General features: G+C 31.1%; 22 protein-coding genes and 2 pseudogenes. 6 read left to right on the top strand and 18 right to left on the bottom strand.

Annotated elements, in window-relative coordinates; translation table 11 throughout:
- Positions 1 to 6: 6 nt before the first annotated feature.
- From ligA to AC2D8K_RS05925, 9 genes are all read right to left on the bottom strand, one after another.
- Complete coding sequence (ligA, locus tag AC2D8K_RS05965) at positions 7 to 2,013, bottom strand: NAD-dependent DNA ligase LigA (protein WP_207024253.1); 2,007 nt, start codon at positions 2,011 to 2,013, stop codon at positions 7 to 9.
- 3 nt (positions 2,014 to 2,016) lie between these two features.
- Positions 2,017 to 4,209, bottom strand: coding sequence for a DNA helicase PcrA (pcrA, locus tag AC2D8K_RS05960; protein ID WP_002452269.1), 2,193 nt, complete (start codon positions 4,207 to 4,209; stop codon positions 2,017 to 2,019).
- A complete protein-coding gene (pcrB, locus tag AC2D8K_RS05955) occupies positions 4,206 to 4,898 on the bottom strand; it encodes a heptaprenylglyceryl phosphate synthase (protein WP_002452268.1) in 693 nt (230 codons plus the stop codon). Before pcrB ends, pcrA begins: the two co-directional genes overlap by 4 nt.
- A 175-nt stretch (positions 4,899 to 5,073) precedes the next feature.
- Positions 5,074 to 5,376 carry a YerC/YecD family TrpR-related protein gene (locus tag AC2D8K_RS05950; protein ID WP_002452267.1) on the bottom strand — a complete coding sequence of 101 codons (303 nt, stop codon included), beginning with the start codon at positions 5,374 to 5,376 and terminating at the stop codon, positions 5,074 to 5,076.
- Positions 5,377 to 5,484: 108 nt separating this feature from the next.
- The gene (gene purB / locus AC2D8K_RS05945) at positions 5,485 to 6,780 is read right to left on the bottom strand and encodes an adenylosuccinate lyase (RefSeq protein ID WP_002452266.1); all 1,296 of its coding nucleotides are present in this window, start codon (positions 6,778 to 6,780) and stop codon (positions 5,485 to 5,487) included.
- 233 nt (positions 6,781 to 7,013) lie between these two features.
- Positions 7,014 to 7,196: an NETI motif-containing protein gene (locus tag AC2D8K_RS05940; protein WP_172852392.1), complete on the bottom strand. Its 183-nt coding sequence runs from the start codon at positions 7,194 to 7,196 to the stop codon at positions 7,014 to 7,016.
- A complete protein-coding gene (locus AC2D8K_RS05935; protein ID WP_002452264.1) occupies positions 7,180 to 7,773 on the bottom strand; it encodes a DUF2179 domain-containing protein in 594 nt (197 codons plus the stop codon). The genes AC2D8K_RS05940 and AC2D8K_RS05935 overlap by 17 nt, the downstream gene beginning before the upstream one ends.
- Before the next feature lie 165 nt (positions 7,774 to 7,938).
- A complete protein-coding gene (gene nadE / locus AC2D8K_RS05930) occupies positions 7,939 to 8,760 on the bottom strand; it encodes an ammonia-dependent NAD(+) synthetase (RefSeq protein WP_002452263.1) in 822 nt (273 codons plus the stop codon).
- Entirely contained in the window at positions 8,753 to 10,222 is a 1,470-nt protein-coding gene (locus tag AC2D8K_RS05925; RefSeq protein WP_075777797.1) for a nicotinate phosphoribosyltransferase, read from the bottom strand. Before AC2D8K_RS05925 ends, nadE begins: the two co-directional genes overlap by 8 nt.
- A 236-nt stretch (positions 10,223 to 10,458) precedes the next feature.
- Between AC2D8K_RS05925 and AC2D8K_RS05920 the strand changes: the two genes are divergently transcribed.
- Positions 10,459 to 11,526, top strand: coding sequence for a nitric oxide synthase oxygenase (locus AC2D8K_RS05920; RefSeq protein ID WP_037552625.1), 1,068 nt, complete (start codon positions 10,459 to 10,461; stop codon positions 11,524 to 11,526).
- 21 nt (positions 11,527 to 11,547) lie between these two features.
- A complete protein-coding gene (locus AC2D8K_RS05915; protein ID WP_002452260.1) occupies positions 11,548 to 12,354 on the top strand; it encodes a prephenate dehydratase in 807 nt (268 codons plus the stop codon).
- A gap of 55 nt (positions 12,355 to 12,409) precedes the next feature.
- Here AC2D8K_RS05915 and AC2D8K_RS05910 read toward each other — a convergent pair whose 3' ends face one another.
- A complete protein-coding gene (locus AC2D8K_RS05910; protein WP_002452259.1) occupies positions 12,410 to 13,504 on the bottom strand; it encodes a glycosyl hydrolase family 28-related protein in 1,095 nt (364 codons plus the stop codon).
- Between the two features lie 175 nt (positions 13,505 to 13,679).
- Here AC2D8K_RS05910 and AC2D8K_RS05905 point away from each other — a divergent pair, with 175 nt between their 5' ends.
- The 3 genes from AC2D8K_RS05905 (at position 13,680) to AC2D8K_RS05895 (ending at position 16,786) form a co-directional block, all read left to right on the top strand.
- Positions 13,680 to 14,234, top strand: a complete 555-nt coding sequence (locus AC2D8K_RS05905; protein ID WP_002452258.1) for a cysteine hydrolase family protein — start codon at positions 13,680 to 13,682, stop codon at positions 14,232 to 14,234.
- A 69-nt stretch (positions 14,235 to 14,303) separates the two neighbouring features.
- The gene (locus tag AC2D8K_RS05900; protein ID WP_002452257.1) at positions 14,304 to 15,233 is read left to right on the top strand and encodes a manganese-dependent inorganic pyrophosphatase; all 930 of its coding nucleotides are present in this window, start codon (positions 14,304 to 14,306) and stop codon (positions 15,231 to 15,233) included.
- Positions 15,234 to 15,406: 173 nt separating this feature from the next.
- Positions 15,407 to 16,786 (top strand): aldehyde dehydrogenase, encoded by a 1,380-nt coding sequence (locus AC2D8K_RS05895; RefSeq protein WP_002452256.1) that lies wholly within the window; start codon positions 15,407 to 15,409, stop codon positions 16,784 to 16,786.
- 42 nt (positions 16,787 to 16,828) lie between these two features.
- Here the strand turns inward: AC2D8K_RS05895 and pglS are convergent, their stop codons facing one another.
- The 5 genes from pglS to AC2D8K_RS05870 all read right to left on the bottom strand — a co-directional run bounded on the left by pglS (position 16,829) and on the right by AC2D8K_RS05870 (position 20,830).
- Entirely contained in the window at positions 16,829 to 17,857 is a 1,029-nt protein-coding gene (pglS, locus tag AC2D8K_RS05890) for a 6-phosphogluconolactonase (RefSeq protein WP_002452255.1), read from the bottom strand.
- Between the two features lie 445 nt (positions 17,858 to 18,302).
- Positions 18,303 to 18,437, bottom strand: a complete 135-nt coding sequence (locus AC2D8K_RS05885; protein WP_002452253.1) for a hypothetical protein — start codon at positions 18,435 to 18,437, stop codon at positions 18,303 to 18,305.
- A 24-nt stretch (positions 18,438 to 18,461) separates the two neighbouring features.
- On the bottom strand, positions 18,462 to 19,517 hold the full coding sequence (locus AC2D8K_RS05880) for a methyltransferase domain-containing protein (RefSeq protein WP_484698208.1): 1,056 nt from the start codon (positions 19,515 to 19,517) through the stop codon (positions 18,462 to 18,464).
- Positions 19,518 to 19,536: 19 nt separating this feature from the next.
- Positions 19,537 to 20,421: a permease gene (locus AC2D8K_RS05875; protein ID WP_107536298.1), complete on the bottom strand. Its 885-nt coding sequence runs from the start codon at positions 20,419 to 20,421 to the stop codon at positions 19,537 to 19,539.
- A gap of 88 nt (positions 20,422 to 20,509) precedes the next feature.
- Complete coding sequence (locus AC2D8K_RS05870) at positions 20,510 to 20,830, bottom strand: ArsR/SmtB family transcription factor (protein ID WP_002452250.1); 321 nt, start codon at positions 20,828 to 20,830, stop codon at positions 20,510 to 20,512.
- Positions 20,831 to 21,204: 374 nt separating this feature from the next.
- On the opposite strand from AC2D8K_RS05870, the gene AC2D8K_RS05865 reads away from it, so the two are divergent.
- Complete coding sequence (locus tag AC2D8K_RS05865; RefSeq protein WP_002452248.1) at positions 21,205 to 21,618, top strand: YolD-like family protein; 414 nt, start codon at positions 21,205 to 21,207, stop codon at positions 21,616 to 21,618.
- A 103-nt stretch (positions 21,619 to 21,721) separates the two neighbouring features.
- Here the strand turns inward: AC2D8K_RS05865 and AC2D8K_RS05860 are convergent, their stop codons facing one another.
- The 3 genes and pseudogenes from AC2D8K_RS05860 to AC2D8K_RS05850 all read right to left on the bottom strand — a co-directional run bounded on the left by AC2D8K_RS05860 (position 21,722) and on the right by AC2D8K_RS05850 (position 25,187).
- Positions 21,722 to 22,087: a DUF6262 family protein gene (locus AC2D8K_RS05860; RefSeq protein ID WP_002452247.1), complete on the bottom strand. Its 366-nt coding sequence runs from the start codon at positions 22,085 to 22,087 to the stop codon at positions 21,722 to 21,724.
- An 8-nt stretch (positions 22,088 to 22,095) separates the two neighbouring features.
- Positions 22,096 to 24,086: pseudogene (locus AC2D8K_RS05855) on the bottom strand (tyrosine-type recombinase/integrase).
- A gap of 9 nt (positions 24,087 to 24,095) precedes the next feature.
- Positions 24,096 to 25,187, bottom strand: a pseudogene (locus AC2D8K_RS05850) (tyrosine-type recombinase/integrase).
- Between the last annotated feature and the right edge of the window lie 57 nt (positions 25,188 to 25,244).

Below are 25,244 nucleotides of genomic sequence, written 5' to 3'. Positions count from 1 at the left end.
CGTACCTCACTCATTGTTTATTTCATTTTGTTTTGTTGCAAATTCTTCTTCTGTCCATATTTCCGTGCCAAACTTTTCTGCTTTGGTCAATTTAGAGCCTGCATCAGCTCCAGCAATTAGTATGTCTGTACTCTTATTGACACTATTCGTCACTTTTGCACCTTGCATTTGTAACCACTGTGAAGCCTCATTACGTGTCATTTGCTCTAATTTACCAGTCAATACAATTGTCTTTCCACTAAAATCTGGATGTCCTTCAATTTCAGTAGTTTTAACACCTTTATATGTCATATTAACATCTTTATCTTTTAATTTTTGAATTAATGCACGAATGTCATCATTTTCTAAATAAGTGACTACTGATTGTGCTAATTTACCACCAATATCATGAATAGCAATTAATTCTTCTTCAGTTACTGTTAAAAGTCGGTCCATTGTTTCATATTTTTCAGCTAGAACACGACTTGCTTTTACACCTAAATGACGAATACCTAAACCAAACAATAAATGTTCTAACGACTGTGATTTAGCTTGTTTTATAGCTTCTAATAAATTTTCAACTTTTTTACTTCCCATACGTTCTAGAGGTAATAAATCCTCTTCTTCTAAATAAAAGATATCGGCAACATCTTTGATTAAATCATTTTCATATAACTGTTGAATAATTTTTGTACCTAAACCATCAATATTCATTGCCTGACGTGAAACAAAGTGAATAAGACCTTCAATTAATTGTGCTTGGCATTTGGGATTAATACATCTTAAGGCCACTTCACCTTCAATCCTTACTAACTCATGTCCACAACTTGGACAATGTGTCGGCATGTGATATGTTTCAGCATCTTCTGGTCGACGATCAATAATACTTCTCACAACTTCTGGGATAATATCACCTGCTTTTTTGACAACGACACTATCACCAATCCTGATATCTCTTTCATGTATTAAATCCTCGTTATGTAATGAAGCCCTTGATACAGTCGTACCTGCTACTCTCACTGGTTCAAGTATTGCCGTAGGTGTAACAACGCCTGTACGTCCTATACTTAATTCAATATCTAATAGTTCTGTAACGACTTCTTCTGCTGGAAACTTATAGGCAATTGCCCATCGAGGTGATTTTTGAGTGAATCCCATTTCATCTTGTTGTTCTAAATCATTAACTTTGATAACAATGCCATCTATATCATAAGGTAACATTTCTCTTTCAGCTGTCCATTTTTCAATATATTTAAGCACGCCGTCTATATCAGATACTCTCTCTCGTTCATGATTTGTCTTAAAACCTAATTCATCTAATTCATCTAAAGCACCACTTTGAGTCGTAGCTTCAAAGTCAGTAAAATCGTTAATACTATATAAGAAAATACTTAACTTTCTTTTAGCAGCTAGTTTAGAATCAAGTTGACGTAATGATCCCGCTGCTGCATTTCGAGGATTGGCAAAAGGTTGCTCCCCATTCTTTTCTTTTTCTTCATTTAAATTCATAAATGATTTTCTAGGCATATATGCTTCTCCACGAACTTCAAAATTAAGTGGTTCTTTAATTTTTAATGGAATAGCATGAATCGTTCTTAAATTTTCAGTAATATCTTCACCTGTCGTTCCATCACCACGAGTTAATCCTTGTACAAAACGACCGTTCTCATATTTTAATGAAACAGCTAATCCATCTATTTTAAGTTCGCACATATATTCTACATTACCAATATTTTCTCGAATACGTTGGTCAAACTTTCTTAAATCTTCTTCATTAAACGCATTACCTAAACTCAACATAGGTGTATCATGATTCACTTTTTCAAAGGATGATTGCGCTTCGCCACCCACTCTAACTGTAGGTGAATCTGGTGTCTTAAATTCAGGATGTTCTGCTTCAATATGAATGAGTTCATGTAATAATTTATCATATTCACTATCTGGTACTGATGGATTATCTTGAACATAGTATTCATAGCTATATTGGTTTAATAAATCATGCAAGTCATTCACACGATTTTGTAATTCACTCATCCACTAATCCTCCTTTTTCTCAATTGGTGCAAATTGTGCAAGTAAACGTTTAGGTCCTTCTGATTTAAAGATAATATCTAATTCGACAGAACCATTCTTTTCGTTAACGTTACTTACCATGCCTTCTCCCCATGCTTTATGTGTTACTTTGTCTCCAACCTTCCAATCTGAAGATGTGACTTGTTTCTTAGATGATGTTGTACGTTTACTAAATCCACGTTTTTGAGTTGGTTTTGCTTTAGGCTGAATCGTTTGTCGTTTACTACCAGAATGACTTTCCATTAAATCTTCAGGTATTTCTTTTAAAAATCGTGATGGCATATTGGATTGAGAACGACCAAATAACATACGCGTTGTTGCATTTGTAATATATAACGTTTCCTCTGCTCGTGTGATTGCCACATAACAAATACGTCGTTCTTCTTCCATTTCATGATCATCATCACTTTTTATTGCTCTTATATGAGGGAACAATGACTCTTCCATACCCATGATAAACACAATTGGAAATTCTAGACCTTTCGCAGAGTGCATAGTCATTAATGTAACACCTGATTCGGTATCCGCTTCGTCAATGTCTGCTACGAGTGATAAATCTGTTAAGAAATTAATTAATGATTGTTCTTCTAATGGTGTATTCTCTTCATAATCTTTTGGGACTGACATAAATTCATCTAAGTTTTCAAGACGACTACGTGATTCTAAAGTTTGTTCTCTATCAAGCATGTCTCTATATCCAGATTTAACTAATACTTCTTCTACGATTTCACTAATTTCAAGAAACTCTTGCTCTTTAATAAGATTTTGAATCATTTCATAAAAAGCGATACATTCTTGAGTTACCTTTTTAGATAATCCAATAAAATCAACTTCGCCTAATGCATCAAACATACTGATATTATTTTGCACTGCATAAGTTTGAATTTTTTCAACAGAAGACGGCCCTACACCTCGTTTAGGTACGTTAATAATACGTTGTAAACTAATATCATCATTACTATTGGCAATGACTCTTAAGTAACTTAATAAATCTTTAATTTCTTTACGATCATAGAACTTTTGTCCGCCAACCATTGTATAAGGAATGTTTGATTTCATAAATGTTTCTTCAAGTACACGTGATTGTGCATTGGTTCTATATAATATAGCCATATCACTATACTTTTTACCATTACGTTGATGCTTCATTATTTCACGAACAACATATTCTGCTTCATCACGTTCCGTTGTTGCTTCGTAATAATTAATTTTATCTCCGCCTGTATTGGCAGTCCATAGCCCTTTAGGCTTTCTTTCAGTATTGTTTTTAATGACTTCATTAGCCGCATTTAAGATTGTTTTAGTTGAACGATAGTTTTGTTCTAAGAAGATTGTTTTCGCGTCTGGATAGTCTTCTTCGAATGATAAAATATTTTGGATATCCGCACCACGCCAACCATAGATAGATTGATCTGAATCACCTACAACACATAAATTTTTAAACTTGTTTGCTAACAATTTAATGAGTGTGTATTGTGCTTTGTTTGTATCTTGATACTCATCAACATGAATATATTGGAATTTGTTTTGATAATATTCTAAAGCTTCTGGCACTCTTTCAAATAAATTAATCGTTGTCATAATTAAATCATCAAAGTCCAACGCTTCATTTCTTGAAAGTTGACGTTGATAGCCTTTATAGACAGTAGCAACCATTTGTGAATGAAAATCATTAGCTTCTTTTTGAGCATCTTCTGGCGTTTTTAATTCATTCTTTAAATTACTAATCGCACCAATAAACATTCGTGGTTCAAAACGTTTACTATCGATATTTTCATTTTTTAAAACGTCTTTAATCACAGATTTTTGGTCAGTTGGATCAATAATTGTGAAATTGCGTTCTATCCCAATTCGATCTGCATCACGACGTAATATACGAACGCACATTGAGTGGAATGTAGACATCCATATTACTTGTGCTTCTTCGCCTACTAATTGTTCTACTCTTGCTTTCATTTCTTTAGCAGCTTTATTCGTAAATGTTATGGCTAAAATATTGTAAGGTGATACATCCTTCTCGTCTAATAAATAAGCGATTCTATGTGTTAACACACGTGTTTTACCAGATCCTGCACCTGCCATTATCAATAGTGGGCCTTCTGTTGTTCTGACAGCTTCACTTTGCTCTGCATTCATATTCTTTACTAATGAATTCATTTACTAGACTCCTTTATCTTAACTGTTTTCAATGCTTTCTTTATATCTCGATATACAATATCACCAACAACGATTGTATCAGCAAACTCAGCCATTTCTTGTGCTTGTGATAATGATGTTATACCGCCACCATAAAATAATTGTGTTGTCGTTAGTGTGTTTGCTACCGACTTAACTTTCTCTACATCCCCATATTCTCCACTATATTCGAGGTACATTATTGGGAAACGATATAATTCATTGGTCATTAATGCATATGCATCTACATCATCTATATCTAACTGCGTCTTTGCTTCTGTTTGATGTGCAACTTTACTATCATCATTCATTACTAAATAACCTTCAAAGACGACTTCTTCAAAATTAATCACATGTCCAAATTCCTTTAAGGCTTCTAGTAGCATTCCATTATGATACTTTACATTGTTACTATTTAAGACAGTAGGCACAAAGTAAAAATCAAAACCTGGCATAACGCTCTCTAAGTTAGAAATTTCAAGAACAAGTGGTAATGGATAACGTCGTACTCTACTCATTAAATGAATGACGTTATCTTCAGTTACATTATCAGTACCCCCGATGATGATTGCATCAGTATTTGACATACCAATCGCATCTAAATCATCATCTGAAATAGACTTTGCAGGGTCTAATTTAAATACATGACGCCATTGTTTAATATCATACATTACGTGAAACTCCTTTTTTTAACATACCTTAAATTATATCATTTTTAACATGCTAGTTCTAAACAGTTAACGTGAAATTGTACAACTTATTTTTTACTTTTGACACTAAAAAAGAAACGATCGTTCACATATTATAGCCGTTAAACTTTAATAGTTACGATCGTTTCGTATTATTTTATTCTTTTGTATCGATATTAAGGCGATCTAATATCATTGTGTAGGCATCATTGCCCCATTGCAAAGAACGCTTCACTCGAGAAATTGTTGCCGTTGACGCGCCTGATTCTTGTTCAATTGTTGCATATGTGTATCCTTGTTTAATCATTTTAGCAACTTGTAGTCGTTGAGAAAGTGATTGAATTTCGTTCACTGTGCATAAATCATCGAAAAACTGATAACATTCTTCTCTATTCTCTAATGTAAGAATTGCATCAAATAATTCATTTAATGCATCCCCACGTAATTTTTCAATTTGCATCATAACAGCTCCTATATGCATATTCTTTTTACTATTTTAACTTACTAACAAGTTAAAGTGTAGTAGTTTTAATTGAATTTGTATAGGATTTCAATTTAATTTCTAAAGTTATTCTAAGCCTGCTCTTTTAAAAATAGTGTCGACTTGATTTAAATGATGTTTAGGATTGAAGCATTCATCCAATTCTTTTTTAGATAAAACATCTGTAATCTTACTGTCTTGTTCTATTAAATCTCTGAAAGGTGTTTTCGTTTCCCAAGATTTCATAGCTTTTGGTTGTACTGTATCATACGCTTCTTCGCGTACCATACCTTTATTGATTAGAGAAAGTAATACGCGTTGTGAATAAATTAAACCAAATGTTTTATCGATATTCGCTTGCATATTATCCTCGTATACTGTTAAACGATCTACGATATTTGTAAATCTATTTAAGGCATAGTCTAAGGCAATTGTTACGTCTGGTAACATGATACGTTCTGCAGATGAATGTGAAATATCTCGTTCATGCCATAACGGTATATTTTCATAAGCAGTAGTAATATAACCACGAATCACACGAGAAATACCTGTAATATTTTCAGAACCAATTGGATTACGTTTATGTGGCATTGCTGAAGATCCCTTTTGACCTTTAGCAAAAGCTTCTTCAACTTCACGTGTTTCAGTTTTTTGTAGATTTCTAATTTCAACTGCAAATTTTTCTAATGAAGTGGCTATAAGTGCTAATGTTGCGATATAGTAAGCGTGACGATCACGTTGTAAAGTTTGAGTTGAAACAGGTGCTGCACCTAGTCCTAAATGTTTACAAACATAACTTTCAATTTCTGGTGGAATGTTAGCAAAAGTACCTACCGCACCGCTCATTTTTCCTACCTCTATTTCTTCACGTACATCTTTAAAACGTTTTAAATTACGTTTCATTTCTGTGTACCATAATGCCATTTTGACACCGAACGTCGTTGGTTCAGCATGTACACCATGTGTTCTACCCATCATTAACGTATATTTGTAATTTTTAGCTTTTTCTTCTAAAACCTTGATGAATCTTTCTAAGTCTTTTTCGATGATATCATTTGCTTGTTTAATAACATAACTAAGTGCTGTATCAACAACATCAGTAGAAGTTAAACCATAATGAACCCATTTTCTTTCGTCACCTAATGTTTCTGAAACCTGTCTAGTAAATGCGACGACATCATGTCTAGTTTCTAATTCTATTTCTTTAGCACGTTCCACATCTACTTTTGCATTTTGGCGAATTTTTTGAACATCTTCTTTTGGAATATATCCTAGTTCACTCCATGCTTCAGATGCTAAAATTTCTACTTCAAGCCAAGCTTCATATCGGTTTTGGTCTGTCCAAATAGACGACATTTCTTCTCTAGAATAACGTTCAATCATTTTTTAAACTCCTATCGTATGTATATTCATATTTTAAATCACAAAATCTGTACATTAACTGCAAAATAAACTTAAAAGTTCGTCTTTGACGATTTACTTTAATTCTAACAGAATACTTATCGATTGTATAATTCTAATTAGCTTACATTCCTATTTTATTTCATATTTTAGTCAAACACAATTCCAAAATAAAAGCCACTCAAAACAACTTATTGAGTGGTCTCTGTCATATTTTATTCAGTTATCTTCTTACCAATAAAAATGATATCTTGTTTTAAAACTTCTAAGCTTCCATCTTTATTTTCTTTATAAATTGGTTTTTCAATGCGTCTTGTTGGCATATGACCATCGGCTTTCATTCTTTGTAGGCAATCAGCAATCGTCTCATTATCATTTACTTTATACTTCATGCTCAACAACACTTTCTAATTCTTCTGGTTCGTACGCTTTAAGTTTACGTTTACGTACGCCTTTAACCCAGAAACCACCGTGAATATTTCTTGGTTCATAAGCAATGATAAAGGCTTTTGGATCTAAGTTTTTTATGGTATCCATTAACTTTAATTCATATTTTCTTGGTGTGAGAATTTGCATAACCATGCGGCTTCCATCTCGTCCAAACGCTTCATAATGTGTAACACCATACCCTAAGTTACGAAGTTCATTGGGTAAATCTAACTCGTATTCTGAAGATGTCACATTAACGACAGTGTATCCAAGCGCCAATTTCTCTTCGATTTTCATACCTACAATAATACCAATAGAAAAGCCAAATGCATATGCGACAATATTTTGAATTTGATCTAAACTAGACATTACTAATCCTAGACCTACGACATAAATCAATACTTCAACAAAACTTACAATCGCAGCCACATAACGGTAACCTTTTAAAGTTAAAATGGTTCTCATTGTTAAACATGTGACGTAACACACATTGATTACAAAGATAGCAAACACCATCAACCAAGGGTTTTGAGCAATCGCTGACATATTATTCCTCTTTTCTTACTTGAAATTCAAATTATTTTAACAGGCATTTTTAGCTTTGTCACGTCAAATTTTAACTTTAGTATTATAAAATAATTAATAGCATCATTAATTGTAAAATTGATTAAAAAGTATGTTCTACATTTCGATTCGTTTATAGCTTACTTTCTAATTTTTAGGCCAAGAATAACGTGTATAAGCGAGTTCACGTTTATGTGCATTTTTAACATAATGATTTTCAATCGTTTCTTTCGCTTCGCTTGAAACCTCTTTGCCTTCTAAATAGTCATCTATATCATTATAAGTTACGCCTAAAGCTTCTTCATCAGGTAATTGTGGTTTATCCTCTTCTAAATCTGCTGTAGGTGTTTTTTTATATAAATGTGCTGGCGCATCTAAATATTTTAGTAATGCTCGACCTTGACGTTTATTCAGTCCAAATAATGGCGCGATATCAGCTGCACCATCACCATATTTAGTATAAAACCCAGTGATATTTTCTGCAGAATGATCCGTTCCCACAACAATACCTGATTGATTGGAAGCAATTGAAAATTGTACTTTCATACGCTCTCTTGCCTTTTCATTTCCTTTTTGGAAATCTGTTAATTGAATCCCTGCTTCTTGTAGTGATTTTATACTTGTATCTACTGCAGGTTTAATATTGACGGTAATCGTTTGGTCAGGGTTAATGAAGGCTAGCGCGTCTTCTACTTCATCTGCGTCTGACTGGACACCATAAGGTAGTTTTACAGCTATAAATTGACATTCTCTACCTTCTTCACGTAATTCATTAACAGCTAATTGAACAAGGCGACCAGCTAATGTTGAATCTTGACCACCAGAAATACCCAGCACTAATGATTTGATAAATGAATGAGATTGTACATAACTCTTTACAAATTGTTTAATCTCTTGTACTTCTTTTTCAACATCAATTTGAGGTTTTACCTTCATCTCTCTTACTACGATATCTTGTAAATTACTCATGGTCTTCCTCCATTTCTTTAACATGCTCAGCCACTTCAAAGATGCGTTTATGTTTATTTTCCCAACAAGCAGTACTTAAATCAACTGGATACTCTTGTGGATTTAAATAACGTTTATTTTCGTCCCAAAATGTTTTAAGTCCTTCTGTTAAATAAGCTTGGGCATCATGAACATTTGGCAAATCATAAACGAGTTGACCATTTTCAAAAATAGCATGATGTAAATCAATAGCTTCAAATGATTTAATAAATTTCATTTTAAATGTATGGACTGGATGGAATAATTTTAAAGGTTTTTCTTTAGTTGGATCTTCACCATGTAAAGTAATATAATCCCCTTCAGCTTTACCAGTTTTCTTATTAATGATTCGATATACATTTTTCTTACCAGGTGTCGTAACTTTTTCTGCATTATTAGATAATTTGATACGGTCACTGTATTCCCCATCACTATTTTCAATAGCAACTAATTTGTATACAGCACCTAATGCTGGTTGGTCGAAGCCAGTTATAAGTTTCGTACCTACACCCCATGAATCTACTTTAGCACCTTGTGCTTTCAGACTTGTTATTGTTTCCTCATCTAAATCATTGGACGCGATTATTTTGGCATCTTTAAATCCTGCTTCATCTAACATCCGACGTGCTTCTTTAGAAAGATATGCGATGTCCCCTGAATCCAAACGTATACCTATAAAATTGATTTTATCACCTAATTCTTTGGCAACTTTAATAGCTGTAGGTACACCTGATTTTAAAGTGTGGAAGGTATCTACTAAAAATACACAATCTTTATGGCGTTCTGCATATTTTTTAAATGCAATGTATTCATCACCGTAAGTTTGTACGAGTGCATGCGCATGTGTACCTGATACAGGTATTCCAAATAATTTTCCTGCTCGTACATTACTTGTCGAATTAAAACCACCAATATAAGCAGCTCTAGCACCCCATAATGCTGCATCTAACTCTTGACCACGACGTGTCCCAAATTCCATAAGAATATCGTCATTCGCTATTTGACGAATACGACTTGCTTTCGTAGCAATGAGCGTGTGGAAGTTAATAATGTTTAATAATACTGTTTCCAACAATTGAGCTTGAATTAATGGGGCTTCTACTCTCATCAACGGTTCATTTCCAAAACATATTTCTCCTTCTTGCATTGAATGAATATGTCCTGTAAATTTTAAATTTTTCAGATAATCTAAAAAGTCATCTTGATAACCAATTGATCTTAAATATTCAATATCTGTTTCTGAGAAACCAAAATTATCCATAAAATCTATAACACGTTTAAGTCCATTAAAAACAGCATAACCACCATTAAATGGCATACTTCTAAAGTATAAATCAAATACAGCCATTCTTTCATGAATACCATCATTCCAATAACTTTCAGCCATATTAATTTGATATAAATCATTTTGTAACATCAAACTGTCGTCTTCAAATTGGTACACTCGTATCTCTCCATTTCGACCATTCTTTTATTAGTATTTTATCATAATTCAATTTAACTAGGTAACAACTGAATTGCTTTTACGCCCCTCATATAAATGAATTCTATCAAAATTTACTTTCAAGTATCATATGACTTTGCCCATATATCTTAGACGTTGCGACAAATTCGTGACAATTATCATTATTGAATGTGTAAATCAATCGTGTCGATTATAATACTAATGAGGTGTTTGAAATGTTAATAGATAAAGCAACAACATTTATCCAAACGATGTATTCTGAATTAAATTATACGCAAGATGAAATCGATAATAGAATTAAAGAAATTAATCATGAGATTCTAAAAACAGGTACCTACACGCATACATTAGAAGAATTAACTTACGGTGCCAAAATGGCTTGGAGACATTCAAATCGCTGTATCGGTAGATTTTTTTGGGAGTCACTTAATGTCAAAGATGCTAGAGATATTAATGATGAAACACATTTTTTAGAAGCTATTGAAGACCATATTATCAAGGGAACTAACGACGGAAAGATTAAACCTTATATAACGATTTTCAGTCCTGACGAACCTCCTAAGATCTACAATAATCAATTAATACGTTATGCAGGTTATGAGAATTGTGGTGACCCATCTGAACGTGATGTAACGACGCTAGCACAGCATTTGGGATGGCAAGGAAATGGTGGAGACTTCGACGTATTACCCCTCATTTATCAAATCAATGACGGACCAATTAAATATTATGAATATCCTAAATCCATAATCAAAGAAGTCATAATCGAGCATGACCGATACCCTAAATTGAAAGATTTAAATTTAAAATGGTATGCAGTACCTATCATTTCGAATATGGACTTACAAATTGGCGGCATTACCTATCCTACTGCACCATTTAATGGCTGGTACATGGTTACTGAAATCGCAGTTAGGAATTTTACTGATAGCTATCGTTATGATTTATTAGAAAAAGTTGCAGAAGCGTTCGAGTTTGATACACTTAAAAATAATTCTTTTAATAAGGATAGAGCACTTATCGAACTTAATTACGCTGTTTATCATTCATTTAAATCACAAGGTGTATCGATTGTGGATCATTTAACAGCTTCTAAACAATTTGAAATGTTTGAAATGAACGAAGCAAAGCATCAGAGAGAAGTAACAGGTAAATGGTCATGGTTAGCACCACCTATTTCACCGACGCTGACTAATAATTATCATCATGGTTATGATAATACGATGCGAGATCCAAACTTTTTCTATAAACAATCAAGTGAGACAAAGTGCCCCTTCCATTAACACATCAATAGAGGTGAAGGCATGCAAATATATTATTTAGGTCCAAAAGGTACATTTTCCTATTTAGCTTCTCAAAAGTTTGTTAATCAAAATCAAATACAACATTATGACTTTGTACCTAAAGCCAATTTATACGAAGTGATTAAATATGTTTCTCAAGATACTGCTTCAATAGGTATTGTGCCAATTGAAAATTCAATCGAAGGAACAATTAATATCGTTGCTGATTCACTTGCACAGCAAAATGTTTACGCACATGGTGAATTACATTTAGATATTGATTTTGCTTTATACGGTAAAGCTGGTAGTCAAATAAGTGATATCAAGAAAGTTTATTCTATAGCACCAGCCATTAGTCAAACCTCAAATTATATTATGAAACATCAATTTGATTACGATTATGTTGATAGCACTGTTAAAGGTTTCGATATGATTAATGACCATATTGGGGCTATTGCTCCACTAGCTAGCGGAAATGATTATGATTTTGAAATTTTAGATATACATATCCAAGATTTTGCTCACAATGCTACACGATTTTTAATCATTAAAAACCATGATAATTTCGATAGCAATACGAATACGTCAATGTTTTTAATCACACCAAAATACGATAAACCCGGCCTTTTAGCGAGTATATTAAATACATTTGCTTTATTTAATATTAATTTATCATGGATTGAATCACGACCACTTAAGACTAAGCTCGGCCAATATCACTTTTTTGTTCAAGCAGATGCTCCTATATCACAAGATGTCAAAAAAGTCATAACTATCCTTAATACACTTGATTTTGAAACTAAACTTATTGGTTCATTTTATAAATAAGATAATAAAGAACGCTTCTCCCATACTTTAAGATCTAGGGAAAAGCGTTTTTGTATTATTTTATGTTTTCTACATTCTTTTTTTCTATAGACACTAAATGATCATCTTGATTCAATGTTAAATCATCGATATCTTCGAGATGTATTTTTTGAGATTTATCATTAAATGTATTGCCTGCAATAAATATTTGCGTATGTTTCACATTATTATAACTTCTAATGTGTATAGCATCCTTTTCCATTTTCCCAATAAATTCGTTGCCAATCACATTAAAATTAGAACCTGCTTGTGTCCCCATGTCTTTACCAGTATAAGGATCTGCTGCGTTTTTACCATCTTTGACACCTAAAAAACGTATGCCCCCTACACAATTTATGAACTTGTTTTTAGATATAAATGTATTTTGAGATTTTAGTGGCGTTAGTGCATATTCTTGAATGTGATCAAACACATTGTCTCTGATATGAATATTTTCATAATATCGATGATATCGACTCGCATGTGATCCTATCGCCCTATTCCAAGGTTTCATGTTAGGATCATCTGACGGTCCAAAATAACAATTTTCTATAATGGCATTTTTAGTTATCGTCCCATCGGTGGTACCAAACTTTGGAAATGCACCTGGCACTTGGATATCCAATTGTACTGCTTCCGAAAAGAATCTATCACCATCAATATCTAAGAAACCTTCAAAAGAACAATTCGCTATCCTTAATCCATTTAAGCCACATGCATCTATGGCATGCCCACCTACAATATTTTTAAAAGTCACTCCTATAAATTGAATGTCTTCTGCATGTCCCATGCATATAGCTGTATTGTTATATGGAAAATTAGAGCCATTCATATCAAATGTACCACCTTTAATATGTATATGACTATTTCCTCTATATTCATGATAGAAAATATAGGGTTTTCCATTCTTTAACAGTGCATCTTTGCTATATCTCAATAATACTGTTTCATCATCTAAAAGCAGTGTTGTAGAATCATAAATCACTAACGCTTTGCCAATATGATACGTCCCTTTTGGGATATACACCGTATGTTCACCATTTTTTGCTTTGTTCAATGCTTTTTGAATTGCTTTAGTATCTTTTACTTTATTTTGACCTTCTGCGCCAAAATCTTTCACATTTATGAACATCCAATTTCTCCTTTGTTTCATATTTAATTGTAGTCCTCTTGATAAATATATATACTATGATTAATCTTATAAAACATTTTTTAAGCATATTAGATGAATTTTTAATTAACTTAATGAAATTGAATGACAGGATTGTAAACAATAGTTATGTTTATTTTGGGAAGGATGTTATTGAATGGAGAAAAAGGCTTTAATTGTAGTAGATTACTCAGTGGACTTTATTGCACCTGACGGAAAGTTATCTTGCGGAGAACCTGGACAAAAATTAGAAACATTTATAACAGATCGCATCCATCACTATATTGAAAATAATGACAATATCTTTTTTATGATGGATTTACATTACGAAAATGATAATTATCACCCAGAATCTAAGCTATTTCCACCCCATAATATTGCAGGTACCTCAGGACGACAACTCTATGGTACTGTGGGAGAAATTTATGAAGCGAATAAACATCAAAGCAATATTCATTACTTAGATAAAACACGTTACGATTCATTTTACGGTACACCTCTAGATAGTTTATTACGCGAAAGAACAATTAACACATTAGAAATCGTTGGTGTTTGTACTGATATATGTGTGTTACACACTGCTATTTCTGCATATAATTTAGGTTATAAGATACATGTACCGAAGAATGGCGTCGCTTCCTTTAATCCATCTGGACATGAATGGGCATTAGATCATTTTCAAAACTCATTGGGCGCAGAGGTAGAAGAATAAGCTATAGTCATGCTAAAATAACTATATAATATCAATAAAATAACTAATGAATAAGGGAGACATATATCCATGACAAACACTTACATTTTTGGACACAAAAACCCAGATACTGACGCAATTTCATCAGCTATTATTATGGCTGACTTTGAACAATTAACAGGAAATGCAGGCGCTAAAGCCTATCGCTTAGGTGAAGTTGGGGCTGAAACTCAATATGCATTAAATCACTTTAAAGTAGATGCACCAGAATTATTAGAAGATAATTTAGATGGTCAAGATGTTATTTTAGTTGACCATAACGAATTCCAACAAAGTGCTGATACAATTGCCGATGCCACAATTAAACATGTTGTAGATCATCACAGAATTGCAAACTTTGAAACAGCTAGCCCTCTTTATTACAGAGCAGAGCCAGTTGGTTGTACAGCAACAATTCTATACAAAATGTACAAAGAACGTGGATTTGAAATTAAACCTGAAATTGCTGGACTTATGATTTCTGCAATTATTTCAGATAGTTTATTATTTAAATCTCCTACTTGCACTGATGAAGATGTCAATGCAGCTAAAGCTTTAAAAGATATAGCAAACGTCGATTTAGATGCTTATGGTTTAGACATGCTTAAAGCAGGCGCTTCTACTACTGATAAATCTGCTGATGTATTATTAGATATGGATGCTAAATCATTTACTATGGGAGATTACGTAACACGTATTGCTCAAGTTAACACAGTTGATATTGATGAAGTATTAGATCGTAAAGAAGAATTAGAAAAATCTATGCTAGAATCAAGCGCTGAAGAAAAATATGATTTATTCGTTTTAGTTGTAACTGATATCATTAATAGCGATTCTAAAATTTTAGTTGTAGGTGCTGAAAAAGATAAAGTTGGCGAAGCATTCAACGTTAAATTAGAAGACGATATGGCATTCTTAACAGGTGTTGTATCTCGTAAAAAACAAGTTGTACCTCAAATTACTGAAGCTTTAACTAAATAATTTTATTAGTAATAAATGTATTTGATTGTATTGAGCCTGGGACATGATTTAATGTCTCAGGTTAATTTTTTATATTAAAATTAATTATTTTTGTGGTAATCGGGTAAAGATATGTTAAGCATTTTTTCTTGAGAATATTGTTATCTCAAATCCAACTTAAGGAGGTTCAACTTTTGAATTCAATTGATCAACTATTTGAAAATAGCAAAGCTTTTTTCAAAACACATCAAACTAAAGATATTAAATTTAGAAAACAACAATTAAAGTTGTTAAGCAAGAGTATTAAACATCATGAAAACGAGATACTTGAAGCTTTACAAAAAGATTTAGGTAAAAGTAATGTTGAAGCATATGCTACTGAAATTGGTATATTGTTAAAAAGTATTAAATTAGCCCGTAAAGAGCTTAAAAATTGGTCTAAAACAAAACAAGTAGATACGCCACTTTATCTTTTCCCTACAAAAAGTTATATCAAAAAAGACCCTTATGGCACTGTTCTTATTATCGGTCCCTTTAATTACCCAGTACAATTAACATTTGAACCATTAATCGGTGCGATTGCAGCTGGCAACACAGCGATTATTAAACCATCAGAACTAACGCCTCATGTATCTTCAGTCATTCGTAAAATTGTTGAAGATGTTTATAAACCTTACTATATTGCTGTAGTTGAAGGTGGTATTGAAGAAACAGACCACCTTATTCACTTACCGTTCGATTATATGTTCTTCACTGGTAGTGATAAAGTAGGTAAAATTGTTTATCAAGCTGCAAGTGAAAACCTCGTTCCTGTAACACTTGAATTAGGTGGTAAATCTCCTGTAATTATCGATGAAACAGCTAATTTAAAAGTAGCTAGTGAGAGAATTGCTTTTGGTAAATTTACAAATGCAGGTCAAACATGTGTTGCTCCAGATTATATTTTAGTAGATCGAAAAGTAAAAGATGATTTTATCAAAGCATTAAAACAAACCTTAAATGAATTTTATGGAAAAAGCATTCAATCTAGTCCAGATTTTGGCAGAATTGTAAATCAAAAGCATTTTAATCGCTTAAACGAATTACTACAACAACATAAAAGCAATATCATTTTTGGTGGTCATAGTGATGAATCTGATTTATTCATCGAACCCACTATTATTGATGATATTCAAACTTCAGATTTAATTATGCAAGAAGAAATATTTGGTCCATTATTACCAATCATCAGTTATGATCAATTTGATGAAGCTTTTGAGATAATCCAGTCTCGTCCTAAACCTTTAAGCCTTTATTTATTTAGTGAAGATGAAAATTCAACGCATCGTGTACTTAATGAACTTGCCTTTGGTGGCGGCGCAATTAACGATACATTGATGCACTTAGCAAATCCCAATTTACCATTCGGCGGCGTAGGTCTATCGGGTATTGGAAACTATCACGGCAAATACTCATTTGATACATTTTCTCATGATAAATCATATACTTTTAAATCGACACGTTTAGAGTCGAGCCTATTTTTCCCACCTTATAAAGGCAAATTTAAGTATATTAAAGCATTTTTCAAAAATTAAAAAGTAGATCCCATAAGCGATATCGCTTATGGGATCTATTTTTTAGAACATGACACAAACGCCTTCTGGTGCCTGAGTTGATTGATCTTTTAAAGTTAATGTACCTGTTTCTTTATCTCTTTCGAATACCGTTAATTTAGAAAGGCCTTCTTGATGTGCACAAATTAAATAATCATCTGATTCTGTGATATTAAAATCTCGTGGGAATGCATCGCCACTTTTGACAATATCAACCAATTCAAGTTTAGCTCCGTTTTCTAACACTTTGTAAATTGCAATGCTATCATGACCGCGATTACTTACATATAAGAACTGTTGGTCATGAGATAAATGTACTGCTGCAAGTTTAGTTGCACCATCAAAATGTTCTGGAATTGTTAAATGACGTTCTAATTCTTCAAAACGCCCATCTTCATATTGAGTCACGCTAACAACATTTGATAATTCATGTACGACATATGCATATTTTCCATTTTCATGGAATGCAATATGACGCGTACCATCAGCTGCATTAAATTCTGAAACAGCATGTTCTTTCAAACCATTTTCACTAAATGTGTATGACACAAGTCGATCTGTACCTAAATCAGCTGCTACTACATATTGACCATCTGGTGTCTCGTTTAAAAAATGCACATGAGGATGTTCTTGTCTTTCATGAGGTCCAAGTGGATAGTCATGCGCTAGTTCTTGAATTAAGCTCTCTATTTCACCAGTAGTTGGATTTAATTGATAAATTCGAGCTAACCCTGCACCATAAACCGCTTCAAATAAAAACTCACCATTTGTCGATACTTGAACATAACATCCTGTGCCATTTTGAGATTCCAAACATTTATTGATTAATGTTAATTCACCATCTTCCGCTATTTTAAAACTTGCGACACCACAATTGTCTCCTTCTTTTGTAATAGCATATAGAAAATGATTATTTCTTGTTACATATGTTGATGCTTCTAGTTGATAACCAGTCGCTACTTCAACTATTTGTCCCTTTTTTTCATCTAATTCAAATTGATAAATCCCTTTCCCATTCTTCTTCGTATATGAACCAATATAACCTTTAGTCATTTCGTCAACGCCTCCTTATCACTTATCTCTATTCTATTAAAATTATATATATAAAGACAAACGTTTGGGCATGATTTTAGTCATAAACCTCTATACTTAAATTTTATTTGTTGATAACCACACATGATTCTATCGAAATACCACTTGCAAAACAGAACGTACGTTCGTATAATAGAAGTATAAATATTGAGGTGATTGAAAGATGATTACGGATTTAAATAATAATCAATTGGACTATCGACATATTCCACGCAATCAATTGGATAAAAATATCCCGAAAGGCCGCGGCATGGTTAAATGGGCACCATTTGTTATATGTACTAATTTAAGATAAACATTGATATTATAATATGTTTTCATATTAGTTATGTACAGTATGTTAGTTTTTATAAACTATTACTTAAAAATAATGTAGGAGAATTCAAATAATTCTCCTACATCATTTTTAACAACAATTATCATTTTTTTGTTGGTCTTTTTCTTTTTTGTTTTCTTCCTTTTCTTCAATTTCCACAGAGCAACAAGCTTGTTCTTTAGGTTTTAATTTAGAAATTGCTTTTTTAAATGTATTTTTTTCCATTATAACACCTCCTTTAATTGTTATTTAACAACCGCATGATGTATCGCAACAATCATTTTTATGAACTATTTCTTCGTTTTCCTCTATAAATTCAAATGCTTCCTTATACGGCGACTGTTTTAATATATTAAATGTCTTTTCACAAACAAAAGTTTTTTCGCCACGTTCAAAGATATGATCATCATCGTCTTCAATGTGTTTAAACGGACCTTTGTAAATTACAGATTGATTTTTGTCAATATATGGGCCTTCTTTTCCCTTATGAGCAATTACTGTCATACTTCTAAAATCAATACCTTCAATAGAAGTCCATGTATTTTCACGTTTATCAATTTCTATACCATAGAATCCTACATTTTCGAAAGCTTCAATAAAAGCTTTTTCCTCAATAGCACCTGAATAACAACCACTCCATAAGTTTTCATCTTGTCTTAACTTTTCTGGTACCTCTACGTTAGAAACAATATCTGATATGACTGCTTTACCACTATTCTTTAAAACACGGTAAATTTCTCTGAACAGTGATTCTTTATCCTCTGTTGAAACTAAATTTAAAACACAATTAGAGATAACTACATCTATACTATTATCCTTTATCATAGTCATTTCATTTTCTAAGTAATTAATATATTGATTAATAGATTGATAAGTATCTAAGTTGTTAGCAGGATGTTCTTGTATATATTTATCGAGTTCTTCTAAATTTAATTTTAAGTTTTGAATTTTCCCTTTATGAAAAATGACATTATCATAACCAATTCTTTCAATCATTTGATTCTGATATTTTTTAGCAAGGTTTAACATATCATCATTCATATCTACGCCAATAACTTTACCCGTTTCTCCCACAATTTGAGATACTATATAAGGAACTTTTCCTCCCCCAGAACCTAAATCTAACACAGTATCTCCTTTCTTGATCTTACCTAAAGGATCACCACAACCATAATCTTTTTCTATAATTTCATCAGGTATAATCTTTAAGTACTTTGTATCGTATTCGACTGGACAACATAAATTCTTTTCATATGTTTTAGCAGCTTTTCCATATCTATTGATTACTGAATTTTCTTGATTCATTAATTTATCCTCCTTAAACTTATAAAATCATATTAATTATTAACCCTGTAGCAATAGCTACAACTAAAATTGCGATAATAAAAGATACTACAAATTTTTTCTTGAATAATTTAGATAGTAATACAACTTCTGGAATACTTGCACCAGCACCACCAATTATTAATGCGACAACTGTCCCTAATGACATCCCTTTTGATACTAATGCTTCAGCTATAGGTAACATTGTTTCAGGTCTGATATACATAGGAATACCTATAACAGAAGCAATGAACACAGATATAATGCCGTTTCCACTTGCATATTTAGTGATAAAAGTTTCAGGTACAAATCCATATATAAAGGCACCAATAAACACACCAATAAATAAATAAGGAAGCATTGGATATAAGAATGCCCAAGCATCATTTATTGCTTGTTTAAAACGAGATCCTGTTTTATTAGCAAAAAAACCGTCTCCTTTAACATTAACTCCTTTATAGCTTTCTGCTAAATTCATTTTTGAAAATACTAAACCTGTTAAAATACTAAAAATTGCTAGTACTACAAAATAAACAACAGCTACTTTCCAGCCTAATAAAGCCCATAACATAAAAAGCATTAACGGATTCATCAATGGTGAAGCAATTAAGAAACTCATTGATGGACCAAAAGGTACTTTAGAATTTAGTAGTCCCGCAAGTATTGGAATGGTAGAACAAGAACAGAAAGGTGTAATAGCACCAAATACCATTCCTAGAATATAATTAATAGCTTGATTAGGTTTACTTAAAAATCTTTTTATTTTCTCTTCTGAAATAACTTGTTGTATTAGACTGACGATGAAACTCACGATTATGAATAGTAATAACAATTCAAAAAACAACATTAAAAACGTTTTTATAAATTCCATGATTGAATCTACCATTAGTATAATGCCTCCAAATTTAATTTATCAACATTTCTTGATTTATAAATCAAGAAAAATTGATTTAAACATTATAAAAAGAAGACACTTAAAGTATTTTACAACAAGTATCTTCATTTAAAACTACCTGTATTTGTTGTTCATTAATTCGATAATAATTCCATGTTCCATACTTTTTAGCAATAAGTATATTTGCATCGACTAATTTTTTTAAATGATAGGACAGTTTAGACTGTTTCACATCTAATAATTCTTCTAAATCACAAACGCATAAAGTCTTTGAGCCACTTTGACGAATTGACCGTAAGATTTTAAGCCTAATTTTATCAGCCAGTGCATTAAACATCTGTTCATAAAAGTCTAATCGTTCTTCTTCATTTACATTTGGATTAGCTTTGATTATTTCCATTTAATCACTTCCATTCTAACCATTAGGTAGTTACTTGAGTTTTTGAACTGCTTGTTTAAAGTTATTTGCTGTTATTTCTCCAAATGATTCAATATTGTCATTAAAGAAAGAACACTTCATATATGTTATAGCTTCATTTAAACACATGTCTTTTGAAGTCATAACTAATTTTTAATACGAAATAAAATAATCTACAGATAAATTGCCTGCATGATTTACTATCAAAATTTCTCCCTCCTCAATACACAAAATAATACATCAACTTTTTTTGATATATTAAAATTAACAATTTTTGATAATAATTTCAAATCTAAACGATTAAAAATTCTTGTCACAATAGAACTTATGTTCTATTATGCAGTTGAGGTGTTTTTATGCTAATCAATACTAATGTTCCAGATAAATATAAATATGAAACAGATTATAGAAAAATCCCAAGAGAATATTTGAATCCCAAAATCCCACAAGGACGTGGAAACATCAAATGGAGAGCTTTTGCTACTTTGCCTGAACAATTCGAAATATTAAATAAAATGATTCAAGACCAAAGCACAGTTGCAAGTCCATTATTATCTGACGATGCTTTAAGCCAACTAGATTATATAGTTAATCAAAAACTCGAGTTCAATGAAATTTGTACAGTAGAATATTGGCATAACGGTTATATAATAACTTATACTGGATTCATTTTAAAATTCAATGTATCAGAAAACGCCTTTACCTTTTTCAACACTTCCAACAATAAATATTATACTTTGTATAAGGAATATATTAGCAACATAATTTAAAATAATCTTAAAAATAATAACTAACTAAAATAAGAATGGGATAATCATAATATTTTATGTCCGACTTTTTTAATTTCAAAAACAATAGCATATATTGGACTTTTCAAAAGTTTTCATATATTTTATTATATAAAACGTTAACTTCGTCCTTTAATGATTTATTCTCTTTTTCTAATTTTTTTATTTTTCTTTTCAAGGATTCGATAATTGCACTTTTTCCATCATTTTTGACTTGAATTACATTTGTTTGAGTGTTTTGTTTACGTAATTCTTCAATTTTATTTCGAATTTCTTTATGATTATACAAAGTAGCTTTCGAAACATTTGCATATTTAGAAACAACATTAAAATTAATCTCTATATTTTCTTTTAGGAGTCTTTCTATTGTAGAGTTTACTTTTATTTCTGTGTTAGCTTTTTTTCTTCTATGTATTTCTTTCATCTGATTTTTTCTATCATAATTTTCCATAAATCCTCCTATTTTTTCATCCTGTTATTTCTACCAAAAATAAAGTTTCCATCTTTTATATTTTTTAATATGTCTTCATATTTTTCTAATAGATTGACATGCTTTTCTACATCTAGATTTGAAAATCCTATTGCTAAATCTTTACAAGGTTTCCCTGAATTACAAGTTAAACAGGGTGGCGCTTCCATATATGGACAATCACCTTTTAGTCTTGCATGACACGTACCATATGGATTGTCCATAGCATTTAATTTATGCTCTTGCCATAAAGAGTTCAACGCATTCTCAGATAGCTCACTACTATGTTTAATATTTTTTACTTTACCATCAATATCAAAGGAAAATGCGCCTTGATCTATAACTGATTCAAATGCTTTTTTTTAGTATCATCAAGAAGTTTCGCATATCTAAGTGTCATTTCAGGAGAGGCATGATCTAGTAATTCTTGAATAGTTAGAATATCAACTCTACCATTAAGTAATTTAACAGCATATGTATATCTAAATTGATGTGTTTTAAAGTGAAAAATTTCTCCCTTTTCGTCAACTATATTTTTAGTTTTAGCTAAATAATTTAAATGAGAACGAACTAAATGCTGAGTATATGGCATTCCTTTTCTCTTACCTTTGTATATAACAAATATATAATCATTAGGGTTATTGTCCTTAGTACTTTGTCTTTTAGAATTTGCAATTAAAACGGCTAATATATCGGCTAATTGCTCATCAATAGGTATTCTATGGCCTTTTACAAAAGTTTTTGCTATATCAGTAACTATAGAATATTTACCATTAATTTTAGTAAGGCAGTTATCTTTTAAAGTTAATACATCTGATATACGTAAACCCGTTTTAAATGCTATCCAAATGATAGGTATAATTTCTTCAGGTAAAGAATTTATATTTTCAAATAGTTGATCTAATACAAAATCTGGGATATAATCAATTTGATTTTTTTCGAGTTTTTCATGTTTAGGCAGATCTTGTGGCAAAAATAGAAATCTTACATCTTCTGTAGGTGCTATACTATATTTTTGCATAATTATATCATTCAAAAATCTTCTAACTAATTTAAGTTCTTCACGTACAAAATTCTTTACACTTCGTACGTTTTTACTTTTTGCATATTTAAAAATGAAATCAATATATTTCCATATGCTTTCTTTCTAGCTTATTTAAATCATTCCAATTAGGTTCTTGATTATGTATACTATTTAAAAACCTAGTCAAAACTCTTACATACATTCTGCCTGTAGCAAAATTCATATTTCCGGTCAATAACCGTTGTTTTAAATATTTTTTTACAGAAGTTCTTATATTAAGTGAAGCTATCTTTTTAAAATTTAGATAATTTCCTGTAAGTGTTTTATTATAAGTCAATCCATACATTTCTAAATTTCTTATATCCCATAAATCTTTATCCCACTCTTCTCTACTATCAATCATTTTTGAGAACAGTCTATATAATTTTTTTAAGCTTGAAGCTATAGGCGTTTTTGCTTCATAATTTCCAAAAACGATACTTTTCGATCTTTTTATAGTGGTTACATTTTGATTTTTTAACCATTTAATCCATTCAGTCTCTATACTATTAAATTCGTAATCTAATAATGAGTTTATATTTGGAAACTTTTCATTGAAGAAAGTAGCTAATTTATTAATATGTACTGCACCACCATTAAATAAAGAATTTAAAGACCAATATTCAGTAGTAATTAATTTCAGGCAGATATACTTGAATTCTAAATTTAAATACTCGTTTTGAAATCTAAAAAATATATTTTTTCTTTTACCATTATATCTATTCAAATCATCTTGAAATTGATTAAAAATCTTAAAATTAGAAATGTGCCATACATCATTTTTGTAGAAATAATCACTATAGATATCGGTATAAACAACATCCCCTCAAGATTTATACTCTTACTTTTCAAAAAGCAAAGTTCTTTTTTCAATTTGTTTTGCAAAAAATCATCTGTATTTTGGACGCTATTATTCATGTGAATCTCCTATTCAAATATTTGGAATAAATCTTTTACTTTTTCCCAATTTTCACGGATAATCTGATCATTATTATGAATATACAAATCCATAGTGGTTTGTATATTACTGTGTCCAAGTCGTTCTTGAACTTGTTTTATATTTTTACTTTTATTGTAAAAAATAGTAGCATGAGTGTGCCTTAACAAGTGAGGATGAACCATAATTCCAGTTTTCTTTCTTAAACGTTTAAATATTGAATTTACGTCATTATAATCTAAAGGTTCTCCAACATTTTTACCTTTAACTTTAATAAACAAAAATTCAGAATCAGTTGAAACTTCATATAAATAATCATCATATAAATCAATCAAAGATTGTGAAATGTATATTTTACGTTCTCCACTTTTTAATCTGGCTCCATTTTTATTTTTTCTATTTTTCAAAATAATTTAATGTCCATTAGTCAAATCATATTTAATATCATCTATGTAAAGTGACAACAATTCCCCAATACGCAATCCCGTTTCATATAATAATTGAATCATAAATTTATCCCTAATGTTATTTGACGCTTTTATTAACTCTTTTATTTCACTGGTACTCAATATTTTCCTTTTTTCTTTTGGCACTTTTACTTTTAGTGTATTTGTATATAATAAATCATTTATATTTACATGATCTAAAAATCTTTTATAAGAAGAACGATGACCTCTTTCTATTAAAATTGATTTAGCAACGTCAATTTTAGATTTTTTAGTTCTAAATAAATAATCATAAAAGTTAGTAACTACAGTGATAGTTAAATTAATAGTTTTAGCACTTTTTCCATATAATGATTTATCTTTAAATATAACTTTTTCATATTTATTTGGTGACTTTAACCACAAAACAAAATCAACTAAATCATCAAAAGTTACCTCTTTATGACCTTTATTTTTAAATTCGAGGTACACAAAATATCTTTTTAAACAATATGCATAAGTCTTTAAAGTATTCTCACTTTTATTAACACTCTCTAAATACTTTAAATAATAGGTAACATCTTCGACTGGATTTAAATTACTATCAATTATCATAAAGTTCTTTCCACTGTTAGAATACACATTTACTATTTTCATATTATACATATAATACGTAATAAAATTAGTTAAGATAACAATTTTTTCTGTTGAATA

Source organism: Staphylococcus sp. 510 (genome assembly GCF_057219715.1).
Note: the sequence above shows the minus strand (reverse complement) of the source record. Positions and strands in the feature narration are given on the sequence as shown.

Excerpts from the sequence above, each read along its gene's own strand:
- ligA (WP_207024253.1), bottom strand. The coding sequence starts at position 2,013 with ATGAGTGAATTACAAAATCGTGTGAATGACTTGCATGATTTATTAAAC.
- pcrA (WP_002452269.1), bottom strand. The coding sequence starts at position 4,209 with ATGAATTCATTAGTAAAGAATATGAATGCAGAGCAAAGTGAAGCTGTC.
- pcrB (WP_002452268.1), bottom strand. The coding sequence starts at position 4,898 with ATGTATGATATTAAACAATGGCGTCATGTATTTAAATTAGACCCTGCA.
- AC2D8K_RS05950 (WP_002452267.1), bottom strand. The coding sequence starts at position 5,376 with ATGCAAATTGAAAAATTACGTGGGGATGCATTAAATGAATTATTTGAT.
- purB (WP_002452266.1), bottom strand. The coding sequence starts at position 6,780 with ATGATTGAACGTTATTCTAGAGAAGAAATGTCGTCTATTTGGACAGAC.
- AC2D8K_RS05935 (WP_002452264.1), bottom strand. The coding sequence starts at position 7,773 with ATGTCAGCGATTGCTCAAAACCCTTGGTTGATGGTGTTTGCTATCTTT.
- nadE (WP_002452263.1), bottom strand. The coding sequence starts at position 8,760 with ATGAGTAATTTACAAGATATCGTAGTAAGAGAGATGAAGGTAAAACCT.
- AC2D8K_RS05920 (WP_037552625.1), top strand. The coding sequence starts at position 10,459 with ATGTTAATAGATAAAGCAACAACATTTATCCAAACGATGTATTCTGAA.
- AC2D8K_RS05915 (WP_002452260.1), top strand. The coding sequence starts at position 11,548 with ATGCAAATATATTATTTAGGTCCAAAAGGTACATTTTCCTATTTAGCT.
- AC2D8K_RS05910 (WP_002452259.1), bottom strand. The coding sequence starts at position 13,504 with ATGTTCATAAATGTGAAAGATTTTGGCGCAGAAGGTCAAAATAAAGTA.
- AC2D8K_RS05905 (WP_002452258.1), top strand. The coding sequence starts at position 13,680 with ATGGAGAAAAAGGCTTTAATTGTAGTAGATTACTCAGTGGACTTTATT.
- AC2D8K_RS05900 (WP_002452257.1), top strand. The coding sequence starts at position 14,304 with ATGACAAACACTTACATTTTTGGACACAAAAACCCAGATACTGACGCA.
- pglS (WP_002452255.1), bottom strand. The coding sequence starts at position 17,857 with ATGACTAAAGGTTATATTGGTTCATATACGAAGAAGAATGGGAAAGGG.
- AC2D8K_RS05885 (WP_002452253.1), bottom strand. The coding sequence starts at position 18,437 with ATGGAAAAAAATACATTTAAAAAAGCAATTTCTAAATTAAAACCTAAA.
- AC2D8K_RS05880 (WP_484698208.1), bottom strand. The coding sequence starts at position 19,517 with ATGAATCAAGAAAATTCAGTAATCAATAGATATGGAAAAGCTGCTAAA.
- AC2D8K_RS05875 (WP_107536298.1), bottom strand. The coding sequence starts at position 20,421 with ATGGTAGATTCAATCATGGAATTTATAAAAACGTTTTTAATGTTGTTT.
- AC2D8K_RS05870 (WP_002452250.1), bottom strand. The coding sequence starts at position 20,830 with ATGGAAATAATCAAAGCTAATCCAAATGTAAATGAAGAAGAACGATTA.
- AC2D8K_RS05865 (WP_002452248.1), top strand. The coding sequence starts at position 21,205 with ATGCTAATCAATACTAATGTTCCAGATAAATATAAATATGAAACAGAT.
- AC2D8K_RS05860 (WP_002452247.1), bottom strand. The coding sequence starts at position 22,087 with ATGGAAAATTATGATAGAAAAAATCAGATGAAAGAAATACATAGAAGA.